Annotated in this window: 11 protein-coding genes; 5 read left to right on the forward strand and 6 right to left on the reverse strand. The window is 58.5% G+C overall.

Features of this window, described 5'->3' with window-relative positions; all coding sequences use genetic code 11:
- Positions 1-141: 141 nt before the first annotated feature.
- Genes ACQKPC_RS29720 through ACQKPC_RS29735 form a run of 4 tightly spaced genes read right to left on the reverse strand, consistent with a single transcriptional unit; the run spans position 142 to position 4,207 of the window.
- Positions 142-1,047 carry an SDR family NAD(P)-dependent oxidoreductase gene (locus ACQKPC_RS29720; protein WP_427628223.1) on the reverse strand — a complete coding sequence of 302 codons (906 nt, stop codon included), beginning with the start codon at positions 1,045-1,047 and terminating at the stop codon, positions 142-144.
- A 21-nt stretch (positions 1,048-1,068) separates the two neighbouring features.
- A complete protein-coding gene (locus ACQKPC_RS29725; RefSeq protein WP_427628240.1) occupies positions 1,069-2,208 on the reverse strand; it encodes an acyl-CoA dehydrogenase family protein in 1,140 nt (379 codons plus the stop codon).
- A 29-nt stretch (positions 2,209-2,237) separates the two neighbouring features.
- The gene (locus ACQKPC_RS29730; RefSeq protein ID WP_427628225.1) at positions 2,238-3,308 is read right to left on the reverse strand and encodes an acyl-CoA dehydrogenase family protein; all 1,071 of its coding nucleotides are present in this window, start codon (positions 3,306-3,308) and stop codon (positions 2,238-2,240) included.
- A 29-nt stretch (positions 3,309-3,337) separates the two neighbouring features.
- A complete protein-coding gene (locus ACQKPC_RS29735; protein WP_427628227.1) occupies positions 3,338-4,207 on the reverse strand; it encodes a MaoC/PaaZ C-terminal domain-containing protein in 870 nt (289 codons plus the stop codon).
- A gap of 234 nt (positions 4,208-4,441) precedes the next feature.
- Between ACQKPC_RS29735 and ACQKPC_RS29740 the strand changes: the two genes are divergently transcribed.
- Together ACQKPC_RS29740 and ACQKPC_RS29745 are read left to right on the forward strand one after the other, a co-directional pair.
- Complete coding sequence (locus ACQKPC_RS29740; RefSeq protein ID WP_427628229.1) at positions 4,442-5,695, forward strand: CaiB/BaiF CoA transferase family protein; 1,254 nt, start codon at positions 4,442-4,444, stop codon at positions 5,693-5,695.
- A 201-nt stretch (positions 5,696-5,896) separates the two neighbouring features.
- Complete coding sequence (locus tag ACQKPC_RS29745) at positions 5,897-6,697, forward strand: IclR family transcriptional regulator domain-containing protein (RefSeq protein ID WP_427628231.1); 801 nt, start codon at positions 5,897-5,899, stop codon at positions 6,695-6,697.
- A gap of 1,021 nt (positions 6,698-7,718) precedes the next feature.
- Here the strand turns inward: ACQKPC_RS29745 and ACQKPC_RS29750 are convergent.
- Together ACQKPC_RS29750 and ACQKPC_RS29755 are read right to left on the reverse strand one after the other, a co-directional pair.
- Positions 7,719-8,423, reverse strand: a complete 705-nt coding sequence (locus ACQKPC_RS29750) for an alpha/beta fold hydrolase (protein WP_427628233.1) — start codon at positions 8,421-8,423, stop codon at positions 7,719-7,721.
- Positions 8,424-8,469: 46 nt separating this feature from the next.
- The gene (locus tag ACQKPC_RS29755; protein ID WP_427628234.1) at positions 8,470-9,393 is read right to left on the reverse strand and encodes a LysR family transcriptional regulator; all 924 of its coding nucleotides are present in this window, start codon (positions 9,391-9,393) and stop codon (positions 8,470-8,472) included.
- 421 nt (positions 9,394-9,814) lie between these two features.
- On the opposite strand from ACQKPC_RS29755, the gene ACQKPC_RS29760 reads away from it, so the two are divergent.
- The 3 genes from ACQKPC_RS29760 to ACQKPC_RS29770 form a co-directional block, all read left to right on the forward strand.
- Positions 9,815-10,354: a thiamine pyrophosphate-binding protein gene (locus tag ACQKPC_RS29760; protein WP_427628236.1), complete on the forward strand. Its 540-nt coding sequence runs from the start codon at positions 9,815-9,817 to the stop codon at positions 10,352-10,354.
- Entirely contained in the window at positions 10,342-10,938 is a 597-nt protein-coding gene (locus tag ACQKPC_RS29765) for a thiamine pyrophosphate-dependent enzyme (RefSeq protein WP_427628238.1), read from the forward strand. The genes ACQKPC_RS29760 and ACQKPC_RS29765 overlap by 13 nt, the downstream gene beginning before the upstream one ends.
- Positions 10,939-11,141: 203 nt before the next feature.
- A partial coding sequence (locus ACQKPC_RS29770; RefSeq protein WP_427628242.1) for a hypothetical protein occupies positions 11,142-11,243 on the forward strand: 102 nt, incomplete at its 3' end.

Consider the following 11,243-nt stretch of genomic DNA (forward strand, 5'->3'; position numbering starts at 1 on the left):
TTCCTCGTCAATTTTGCGCCAGTATTCGACCGGGTATTCTGCACACAGGGCGCGTACACCATCCCGAATTTCCTGGAAGCCCTCTTGGGTACTCATAGCGCTCATATACTCAACCTCGTGAATTCGTAAGCGGCGTACAGATCAAACCGGATCCCAACTAAACACGTCAGCGCTGACCTGCAGCGGCGTGAACGATCCGGACAACGCCGGCATGCCGTGCTCGGCGATGGCCTGGGCGGTCCAACCTTCGCCCTGCTGCACCGAGCGCACCGGCCGGTTCTGACCCATCAGGAAAATTTCATTGCGGCGTACGGTAAATATCTGCCCGTTGACGTCCTTGGCCTGGTCCGAGAGCAGATACACCGCCAGCGGAGCGTTCTTTTCCGGGGTCATTTGCTTCAAGCGCTCGACACGCGCTTTCTCCTCCGGGGTGCTATCGGGAATCGCACTGGTCATGCGGCTCCAGGCGAACGGCGCCAGGCAGTTGGAGCGCACATTGAAACGCTGCATGTCCAGCGCGATGGACTTGCTCAGCGCCACCATGCCCAGTTTGGCCGCAGAGTAGTTGGCCTGGCCGACATTGCCGATCAGCGCCGAGGTGCTGACCATGTGCACGAAGGCCCCGCTGTTCTGGGCGCGGAATCGCTCGGCAGCGGCGCGGCTGACGAAAAAGCTGCCGTTCAGATGCACCTGAATCACCGACTGCCAGTCGTCGATACTCATCTTGTGGAAGATCACATCGCGGATGATCCCTGCGTTGTTCACCACACCATCGATTTGGCCGAAGCTGTCCATTGCGCAGGCGATAACGTTCTGCGCACCGTTCCAGTCGGCAACGCTGTCGGTATTGATCACAGCTCGGCCGCCAAGGCCTTCGATCAGTTTCAGCGTTTCTTGGGCGGGGGTGGACGAACCGCCCTCGCCGCCCAATGACACGCCGACGTCATTGATCACCACCGAGGCGCCGGCGCGTGCCATCTCCACCGCGATGGCCCGGCCAATTCCGCCACCGGCACCGGTAACCACCACTACTTTGTTGTCGAGCATGTCGTTCTCTCCGTCGTTCGATTACAGACCAAGCATCGCCTTGGCCAGGATGTTGCGCTGGATCTCTGAGCTGCCGCCGTAGATAGTTGCGGGGCGCGCCTGGAGAAACAGGCCGGTGGGATTAAGGTTGCCGTTGCCCTCGATCGGCTCTAGGTAAGCTGCGTACTCGTCGGAGATCTCCAACATGTAGTCAGTAATGCGCTGGAACAGCTCGGTCTGATGCACCTTGAGCATCGATACATCGGCACCAAGGCTCTCACCCCGCCGCAGGCGCTCGGCGAAGGTCTCGAACAGCAGCTTGTGATCGTCCAGATCAAGGCGCAGGCGAGTCAGGCGATCGCGGAAACCCAGATCGTCGCTCAATCCCAGGTGCTCACCGAGCACTTCAAGCCGAGTCAGGGCATTGGCAGACTGCTTGGGAGAGCCGAGGAAAATTCGCTCAAACCCCAGCAGAGCCTTGGCCATTGTCCAGCCGGCGTTCATCTCGCCGACCAGGTTGACCCGCGGCACACGCACATTGTCGAAAAATACCTCGCAAAGTTCGTCGTGCAGGTCGAGGTTGAGGATTGGCCGCACAGTCACGCCCGGGTTGTCCATCGGTACCAGCAGGAAGCTGATGCCTTCCTGTTTTTTGGCGCTCTTGTCAGTGCGCACCAACATAAAGATCCAGTCGGCATCGGTCGCCAGCGTGGTCCAGGTCTTCTGCCCGCTGACTACCCACTCATCGCCATCCAGCACCGCCTCGGTGCGCAGGCTGGCCAGGTCCGAACCCGCATTTGGCTCGCTGTAACCCTGGCACCAGATGTGCTCGCCGGACAGGATGCGCGGCAGGAAATGCTGCTGTTGCTCGGGAGATCCATAACGTATAAGCAGCGGACCGAGCAGCATGATGCCGTGGTCAGGAGTGCGCGCTACGCCGTAGTTCTCGAACTCTTCGGTGTAGATCAACTGCTTGGCGGCAGACAGCCCCATGCCGCCGAACTCACGCGGCCAGCCCGGGCATAACCAGTCATGCTCGGAGAGGGTCATGTACCAGCCCTTCACCTCCTCCCAGTGCAGACGTTTGGGCAAATCGCGCAGTTCTTCGGGGAAGTGCGCATGCAGGAACTCACGGACCGCCTGGCGGAACTGGTCATCGCTCAGAGTGTTGAAATCGGGCAGTTGCGTTTTGTCGTTCATAGTCATTTTCCTCAGGCGCTGGCCAGGCGTGGCATGCAAGCGTCGTAGCGACGCCGGTGCTGGTCGGATGAGCCATAGAGGTTGGCGAGGGTCATGGCCTTTCGCAGGTACAAGCCGACATCGCACTCGTCGGTGTAACCAATAGCGCCGTGCAACTGGACGGCGTGCCGGGTCACCAGCAAGGCGGCGTCGGCGGCGCGGGCCTTGGCCCGGGAGACGGCCGCGCGACGCAGAGAAGCTGGGGCGTTGACATCGCAGGTAGCTGCGGCGGCCTCCAGGCTGGCACGCCATAGGGCCAGTTGCAGCTTAAGGTCCACGGCACGGTGTTGCAGGGCCTGGAAGTTGCCGATGGTCTGGCCGAACTGCTTTCGGGTACGCAGGTAGTCCAAGGTCAGGGCGAAGGCCTGTTCGGCGACGCCCAGCAGGTAGGCAGCGGTGCCAAGGGTCGCTTCATCGAGGGCGTCGTCCAGGGTCTGCGCCTGCAGTGGCAACACTTCGGCTGGCGCATCATCAAGGTGCAAGTGACCGAAGTGGCCGCCATCCTGGGTCTGGACGATTTCAAGGTTCACGCCCGACGCCTTAGCCTCCACCAGAGCCAGACCCTGGGGGGAGCTGACCAGGAAGCCGTCTGCTGCCGCGGCCATTGGGATGCACAGCTTGCGCCCACTGACCTTGCCGTTGCGCAGGCGGGTTAAGCCTTCACTGGTGTCCAGGCTGCCGATCTCTTCCTGCAAGGCAGGCAACAGCAGGCGCTCACCGGCCAGTTGCGCGGTCAACCGTTCGCCATCAAGCAAGCGGGCGGCCAACACTCCCGAAACAAAGGGCTCGGGCAGCAATGCTGCGCCAAATACTTCCAGCAAAGCGCAATACTCCGCCGCCCCCAGCCCCGCCCCACCTTGTCCCTCGGGCAGCGAAAGCCCTACCCAGCCGCTAGAGGCGATTTCGCGCCAGACCTGGATATCGAAACCTGGGGTCTTGTAACGCAACCCGCGCACACGACCCAGCTCACCCGCAGGCGCGAACTGGCTGGCGCTGTCGCGGATCATGCGCATGTTTTCCAAACGTTCTTCAGACGAATGCATCTCGCTCTCCTAGTTGTCTGGGAATGAATTCATTTCTTGGTGGAAGCTGCAGAAAATGTCGCCAGGCCGTTGCTCACCACTAAGGCGTCACGTTCCAGGACACGAGCGCGGAACGATCCGTCGCGCCAAATTTCGATACGAATGGTTTCCCCCGGCAGTACCGGTGAGGAGAAGCGCAAAGCCATGCTGCGCAGACGTGAAGCGTCGTAGTCGACCAAGGTTCTGAGCAGCGCGTGACAGACGGTGCCAAAGGTGCACAAGCCATGCAGGATCGGCCGCGAGAAACCTGCTGCCGCCGCCACCGCCGGGTCGACGTGCAACGGATTGTCGTCACCGTTCATTCGGTAGTAGAGGGCTTGCTCGGGACGAGTTGGCAGGTCAACACTGAAGTCCGGCTCGCTTCCAGGCAGTGTGTGAGAAGCGCGCAATGCGCTGCTGTCACCGCCGAAACCACCGCCACCACGCAGGAACGTGGTGTTCAAGGCGCTAGCCAGCAGACGGTCGTCGACGACGCTGCGCACCTCCTTGCGGGTGTAGAGCAGAGCCCCTTGACCAGGCCCTTTGTCGACGAGCCCGACGATGCAGGTTTCGCCAATTACCTCGCCTTCGACAGGCAGCTCGTCATGCACTGTCAGCTCTTGCTCGCCATGCACCACGCTCTTGGGGTCCACACCCGAGCGCCCATCGCCCAACCAGAACCCCGGATGCCCTAACACCAATGCCAGCGAGGGCAGCGCTCGCAGATCCCGGCAGTAGTCCACGTAGCGCAGTTGACGTTCATCCAGAGGATCGGCGCCCAATCCTACCGACAGGGCATAGAACGCCGTCTTCTGCCGGGTAAGCGTCTGGCGGACAACTGGGATGGGATAGCTGAGCAGCTTTTCAACCTCAATGGGCATGCCCTGGTCCTCTTATCGTTATTGATCCGACTCACCGGTCGGCAAGCGAATATTTCACCACTTGAAATTAATTTTCAACTGTTGAATCATTTAATGGTGTAATTTCTTCCAGGCACAAACCGCCGTCGACTGATTGCCAAGACGTCCAGCGTCTGTTCGACCGGGTGCAAGGGGAATGACAGAGGGCGCGGCGAAGCTGTCGCGCAAAAATGGAAACGCAGAGAACAACCATCGATGACGACAACAAAAAATAGCCCCCTGCCTCTTGATGGGGTGCGCGTCCTTGACCTCTCCCGGGTATTGGCCGGCCCCTGGTGCACGCAGATCCTTGGCGACTTTGGTGCCGACGTGAGCAAGATCGAAATGCTCGGCATAGGCGACGACACCCGCACCTGGGGACCACCGTTCCTGCCGATCTACGAGGATGGTACTGACGGTCCGGGAGAGAGCGCCTACTACCTAGGCTGCAATCGCAGTAAGCGCTCTGTCGCGGTAGATATGGGGACGCCCGAGGGCGCCGCACTTATCAAGCGAATGGCTCTTGAGGCGGAAGTACTGGTTGAGAACTTTCGCGTCGGCGGCCTGAAGAAGTTCGGCCTGGACTATGAGAGTCTGCGCGAGCTGAACCCACGCCTTGTATACTGCTCAATCACCGGTTTTGGTCAGGACGGCCCCTACGCCGGACGTGGTGGCTATGATTTCGTAGCCCAGGCCATGGGCGGCTTGATGAGCATCACTGGTACCAAGAACGGCGAACCGACCAAGGTCGGCGTGGCCATCACCGACCTCTCGACCGGCATCTATGCCACCATTTCCGTGCTATTGGCATTGCGCCACGCAGAAGCCACCGGCATTGGCCAGCACATCGACTGCTCCCTGCTCGATACCCAGATGAGCATGCTCGCCAACCAAGCCATGAGCTGGCTGGTCGGAGGCATTACTCCTGGCCGACTGGGTAACGCGCACCCCACGGTAGTGCCTTACCGAACATTCGAAGCGCAGGATGGATCACTGGTGGTAGCCGCCGGCAATGACAGCCAGTTCCGCGCCCTATGCCAGGCCATCGAACGCCCGGACCTGGCCTCGGACCCGCGCTACATCCGCAATGCCGTCCGTGTCCAGAATCGCGACACGCTCGAGCAGGAACTGCAAAACATCTTCGGCCAATGGCAACGCAGCGCTCTGATCGAACTTTTGGTCGAGGCCAAAGTGCCTGCCGGCCCGGTTAATAATATCGATCAAGTGTTTGAAGACCCGTTCACCGAAGCCCGCAAAGTGGTACACCGCTTCACCCGGGACGATGGTGTTTCAGTACCGACTCTCGCCTTCCCTGGTAAGCTGTCGGCCACCCCGCCCAACTATCGCCTGCCACCTCCGCGACTGGGTGAACATACATTCGAAGTTTTACGTGACTGGCTGCAACTGACGCCAGACGACCTGGAGCGGCTAGTCGAGCACAAAGTGATTGCCGACCGTCCTGGCTCCTGAGCGCCCCCGAGCACTGGCGACACGCCTTACAAGGGCCACGCACCCCAAAGGGCGTGTCGCTGGAGCAACGAGCAGAAATAGTGATAGTCTGCCCCGTAAATCACCCCGTGTTGATCAACAATCAAACCTCATTTCTCGAGGCTAGCCACGACAACTACCGTAACTTTAGGGATACCGGGTAATGGGACAACAGGACAGCAAGTGAAAGGCACCCCAATCAGATCATTTAAACCGGTAGAAGCAGTGAGCCGTGCGCTCAACGTGCTGCGCGTGGTCAACGAAGAGAAGCAGTCGACGGTCGCCTCACTCCACCGACAGACCGGCCTGGACAAAGCCACGATTGTGCGCATGCTGGAAACCCTCATCCATGAGGGCTATATCACACGGGACCCTGAACGTGCCATTTACTCTCCAACAGCCCGCACGCTTCTACTGAGCCTGGGCTACGACAAGTCACGCTGGGTCGCCAGCATCGCTGAACCGACGCTCGAACGCTTTCGTAACGCAATTGGCTGGCCATCGGACATCGCGCTTTTTGACCGCGATGCCATGGTCGTCGTGCAAACTTCTCGTGGCACGGGCCCTCTGTCATTCAACCGTCAGCCGGGATTCCGCTCCCCCATGCTGGTGACTTCCATCGGTCTGACCTACCTGGCTTTTTGTGAGGATCAGGAGCGACAACGTGTCCTTCAACGGCTGGCCGAATCACCAGAGGAGTGGAACGCACTGGCGCGCCAACCGGAGCGCCTGGCCGAACTGCTTAGCCAGGTTCGTGAACAGGGCTACGCGGTCATGAGTTCGGACTACGCTGACAAGGTCTTCTCCGGTAACGTCTGGGCGATTGGTGTTCCGGTGCGCCACGGCGAAACGCTGTTCGCTACGATGAACATCATGCTGCTCAAAAGTGCCGTCTCCTTGGAGGACGCTCTCCAGAAACTCCTGCCCTCTCTAAAGGAAACAGCTGCGGAAATCGCCCGAACCCTCGCTGAATCACAACACTGACGATAAAGAGACAAGCCTCGCTGCTAAAGAGAGGCTTGCCTTGGTCTAATCTTAATTCAGCTATCTGAGTTTAAAAGCTGGGTCTAAGCCTACTTGACTATGGCAGCAATTCTTACAAAGCGCCCAACGCCACCAGTCATTCAACGCTGCCGCGCTACCGCAACTAGCTCCATATCTAACCGATGAGCAATGCCGTTGCTATGCGCCTGCACGACTTCGTTTTCCTGCGAGGCTATGGTTATCCCCCCTTCTCGTATAGTAACGGTCATCGCCATCGCTTACGCTGAATTATGGTCTGCCCCCGGAACGGAGCATTCGTCTAATACTCTCGGCTCGCTGAGGCTCTCAAGATATCCGATCAACGCGTTCAAAGTTACCCATGACCCGATTTGATCGCCAGTGGTACTCGCCGTCGGCAGCAGTCTGCCTCCCGTATGCCCAGTGCTCGCCCCTCCCCCCGTACCAACTCCGTTAATTGAACTTCAGTTCAGATCCCTGCTTAGCAAGGGCTGTCGTTTCGACATCGATAACACCGAATACACCTTCTTGGTGCCCATGCTGGAGAAGGGTCAACAGATACTGCAACAAGCTGTCGGGATGCTGTTCAAACCAACGATGCTGGCGTCGATCCAAATGACGGCATTCATGCTCGAGAATTTGTGCTTCGGCGCACCTACATCTTCGGCCTGCTGTCGAAGTTTGTGGTGGCTGTTCGGGGTACATGAACGACGTTAGAACGTCTGGGATCGGGAGCCTCGTCCCCTAGCGTGGTAGGCTTTATCACACCACTGGCGTCACCCTGGAGTTGCGCCGCAGAATGAGTAAATGGGCGGCAGTCCAGATCAGCGAGTCGCTCTAGGGAAACATACCGCCACGCATCATCAATCCTCAGACTTGGCACATGAGCAAATGTTCGCCCAATGACGTTCAAACCTGGCTCGAGAAGCAACTACCCCACTGCTGCCAAGGAAACGACAGGCAATCCATCTGGCGTTTATGCGACCGCGACACCGTAGCAACATCAGCCGTTGCCCAGCCACTGACCGAGCAGCGCGGTGGTGCGCTCCGGATGCTCCAGCGGTGGCAAGTGCCCACAGTCCGGTAATGTCACCAACTGTGAGTGCGCAATGTGACGGTGAATGAGTTGCGACTCAGGTAGCGGCGTGATTTTGTCCTGTTCTCCCACCACAACCAGTGTGGGCACCCTAATCTTCGCCAGTACAGGTATGTAATCCCGGCGCTCGATGATTGCCTGCTGCTGGCGGATGAAGCCGTCCTTTCCCATCGTCTGCGCCATATCCTGAACCACCTGTGCGGCCGCCGTTTCGAGGCAACGCGGGTGCATGAGCATCGGCAGCAGCTGCGGCGTGACACCTTTGAATCGACCCATTTCAGCCAACGCAAGTAAGCCGCGGCGCGCCTTGGTTCTGGCCGGGTCATCGGCCCGCGCCATGGTATCCAGCAACGCCAGACGCGCCACCCGCTGCGGTGCACGGCGCATGATTTCGAACGCCACGTAGCCACCCATGGACAAGGCGACAAGAGCGAATTCGGCAGGGGCCTGATCTAGCACTCGCTCGGCCATCAGACCAATTGACGCGTCAAGGGAAAGATCAGGAATGAATACTTGACGCTCGCTTTCAAAAGCGGCATTGGCATGCGTCCAAAGGCGGTGGTCACATAGCAGACCAGGAAGCATTACGACGGAAAGTTTACTTGAAGACAACTGGGAGGCGCTCCTTGGTTAGACGCTAGGTCCGTGAAAATGGCTGTTAGAGCATGTGTCCCGCCCATATTTTGCGCTCGACGAGGCCAGCAGCGATCTCGATGAAAACCTCTGCGACAAACTTTGCAGCCGGACTCACACGCCGGTTTGCTGCGAATACCTGGACCAGCTTTCGCATAGGTACAGGATCAACCAGGGGAGCAGCGCATAAGGTGCCGTTCTCCAGTTGGGAGTAGATCGAAGCTAGCGGTAATACGGTCAGGCCAAAGCCATTTCGCACCAAGTCGATCAACGCCCCAAATGAGTCGGCCTCTACGGTGGTTTTGAGCTTGATTTCGACCTCACGCGCGCAATTATCAAGAATCATCCGTAAATTGTGTCGCGCGCTGGGCACGACCAACTCCTGTTCGGCCAAGTTCTTGAAGGCGACAGGCCTGTCAAGACTTAGGCCAGCACTCGGCGGCCCAACCAGCAATAAGTTTTCCATCATGATGGGAACGATACGCAGCGTGTGTAGTGGCTGCGGATCATAGGAAATCGCCAATTCCAGATCGCCTCGCTGCACCCAGTCGAGCAGGAAACCGCTATAGGCTGAGGAAAATCGCACGGAGAGGTTTGGATGAGCTATGCGGATCTTGCTTACAAGCGGCGCGGTGATGATCTCAGCTACGGTCGGTGTAGTGCCGATCAGAACTGCTCCACTAAACGATGATCGCCCGCCAACCACCGTACCGCGGATAGACTCCATTTCCTCCATGATTCGCGTCGCATGAATCAGCACATCCCGGCCAACGTCGGTAATCTCCATCCCACGCCCGTGACGCTCGAACAAGTAACCCCCAAGCTCTTTTTCCAGCAAGCGAATTTGCCGGCTGAGTGCGGGCTGAGCGATATGCAAACGGTCGGAAGCCTTACTGAGGCTGCCAAGCTCCGCAACGTGGATCAAAGTGTTGAGTTGAACGACATCCATTTGGCGAACCTGTTAGGTATTTAACGGGACTGCGTGCACGGCAGCGAAGTCGTCAAAAGCATATACATATTTAATCCTGAAGTAATGGCATTACTTGTGTGCCGAACACTACAAATTCAACTAAACATGCTCTGCAACCCGTTAAATATAAGGGCCAGCCGCCAATCAATAAAATTTTGGCATATCAGCTAGTTAATTTGAGAACCCGGCGAGCAACTCCCTCGTTATTAATATGTATTTAACAGTATAAAAAATCTTTTGCGTCGCTTCACAGGTATGACGCATGGAATTGGACTGCCTCCCCATGGCCCGACCTATGCTCAACGGGCATATCTAAAAGATAAAAACGGTAGTCGTCGTCTCCGCACTGTCACTTCAGAATGAGGCACAACACAAAAACTAATGTGCTTGGGAGACTGGCATGTCAACAGAAGCTGAACAAACCGTGGGGCAGGATTGGCAAGAGGACGTGTTCCGCGTGCTCAAGGCCCATGATGTCAAACACATTGTCTTCGTACCGGACGCCGGCCACTCGGCCTCGATCCGTATGGCTTACGAAGATCCGGACATCAAGGCCGTGGTCCTCACCACCGAAGAAGAAGGTATCGGCTACCTCGCCGGCGCCTGGTTGGGTGGTGAACGTGGCGCCCTGCTGATGCAATCGAGCGGTGTCGGCAACTGCATCAACACCCTGGCCCTGCAAGTCTGCGCCGGCTTCCCGCTGCTGATGGTCGTCACCATGCGCGGCGACTGGGCCGAATTCAACGCCTGGCAGAACCCGATGGGTCAGGCCACCGAAGCCTCTCTGAACCTGATGAAAGTGATGACCTGGCGCGCGGACGTTCCGGAAGACGTCGCCCCGCTGCTGCACGGGGCCGCGACCATGGCCTTCAACGGTGATTCCGCCACTGCCCTGCTGCTCGGTCAGCGCCTGATTGGAGAAAAGAAATGGGTCAAGTAAGCGCTAATCACACTCTGTGCCGCCGCGAAGTGGTCAAGACCTTACTGGCTGGCCGCAAAGACGTGCTGGTCGTCACCGGTCTGGGCTCGGCAACCTATGACGTCATGGCCGCCGGTGACCACGACCAGAATTATTACCTCTGGGCTGCGATGGGCAGCGCCATCACCGTCGGTCTGGGCTTGGCCAACGCCCAACCGGACAAGTCGGTGGTGGTGGTCACCGGTGACGGTGAACTGCTGATGGGCTTTGGCGCCCTGGCCACCGTCGCCCTGCAGAAACCCGCCAACCTGACCATTGCTGTGCTGGACAACGGCCACTTCGGTGAGACCGGCATGCAGGTCAGCCATGCAGGCTTCGGCATCAAGCTCGATCAAGTCGCCAAGACCTGCGGCTTCAGTTGGACCAATGAAATCCGCGACATGGAAGGCGTGCATGATCTGCGCGAGCGTTTCACCAGCCGTGAAGGTGTGAAACTGGCAACGATCAAAATCAAGGCGGAAAACCCGCCACGCGTGCTGCCATCCCGTGACGGCCACTACATCAAGAATCGCTTCCGCGCCTCCCTGGGCCATAACCCGATTTGATGATTGCTGACACCGGTAGGAGCGGCTTCAGCGCTAAGGCCTGCACAGCAAGCCCAGGGCTGAGTCGGCTTGAAATCTGAAACCGGGGCGCTGTACGCCCCTTCGCGGCTCAAGCCGCCCCTACGTTCTACGGTTACCGAGTTGCGAGCGGCGGCACGCCCACGACGCCCGCTACCGCCCGTGACTCACTGAGGAGAATAAGAATGACTGATCTCAACGACGAAGAACTCAATGCCATCCGCGAGGGCGTACGCGCCCTGTGTGCCGAATTCGATGCGGCTTATTGGCGCAAAATAGACGAAGAG

Origin of the sequence: Pseudomonas sp. NPDC089918 (genome assembly GCF_050280605.1) — a bacterium.
Lineage (GTDB): Bacteria > Pseudomonadota > Gammaproteobacteria > Pseudomonadales > Pseudomonadaceae > Aquipseudomonas.